We start from the raw sequence: 1,021 nt of genomic DNA on the forward strand, positions 1-1,021 counted from the left end.
CTCCGGGTGGTGCCCTACGACCCCCCCCCCGAGGGGGTGGCCCACCCCCCCGCGGGGCTCGGCCGCCGCTACCCCACCGCGCAGCAGCGCTCGGCCGCGGCCACCGCAGTGGTGGGCCTGCGGCTGCTGGCCGAGCCGCGTCCCCCGTCGGCCGAGCGGGCCGGCGCCGACCCCTCCCCCGCCCTGCCCGGTCCGCGCGCCGCGGACCCGGGCCCCGCGCCGACCCCGGGAGCCCCCCTGACGACCGATCAGCCCCTGGCCACCGCCCCGCCCGCCCCGGCCCTGCCCGGGGACCAGCTGGTGCCGATGCTGACCAACGGCCAGGCCGGTGAGCAGCTGGCCCTGCTGAACGAGGTCGGCGGCAAGGTCGGCACCACCCTCGACCTGGACACCACCGCGCGCGAGCTCTGCCAGGTGCTGGTCCCGCGGGTCGCCGACTTCGCCTGCGTGGACCTGCTGGACCGGCTCATCTCGGACGCCGAACTGCCCGACGAGCAGCCCGACGACGACACCATGCTGCGCCGGGTGGCCCGCACCTACAATCCGACCTCCGGCAGCTGGGGCCACGTCCTGCAGGAGGGCGCGCTGCTCGCGATGCCGCGCACCACCCCGCCGGGGATGGCCCTGCAGCGCAACCAGGCGGTGCTGGTGCCGGTGGTCAACGAGGAGCTGGCGGTCGACTACGCCGCCGCGCTGGGCGGCGGGCCGAGCCTGGTGCCGGTGGTCTCCGGCCGTTCCATGCTGGTGCTGCCGCTCTCCGCGCGCGGCACCGTGCTGGGCATCCTCAAGCTGCTGCGGCTGCCCGACCGCGCCCCCTTCGACGCCTCGGAGGCCGCCACCCTGCTGGAGCTGGCCGCCCGGGCCGCCCTCTCGCTGGACAACGCCCGGCTGCACCGCGCCGAGTCCAAGGTCGCCACCACCCTGCAGCGCTCGATGATCCCCACCCGCCCGCCGCGGATCCCCGGCGTGCAGATCGCCCACCGCTACATGCCGGGCGACCGGCGGGCCGAGGTCGGCGGCG

1 protein-coding gene is annotated in these 1,021 nt (G+C 77.7%); it reads left to right on the forward strand.

Annotation, left to right across the window (positions count from 1 at the left end; all coding sequences use genetic code 11):
- Nucleotides 1–9: 9 nt before the first annotated feature.
- On the forward strand, nucleotides 10–1,021 hold a 1,012-nt coding region (locus ABD323_RS37845), incomplete at its 3' end, for a GAF domain-containing protein (RefSeq protein ID WP_344446639.1).

Source organism: Kitasatospora nipponensis (assembly GCF_039528135.1).
Classification (GTDB): Bacteria; Actinomycetota; Actinomycetes; order Streptomycetales; family Streptomycetaceae; genus Kitasatospora; species Kitasatospora nipponensis.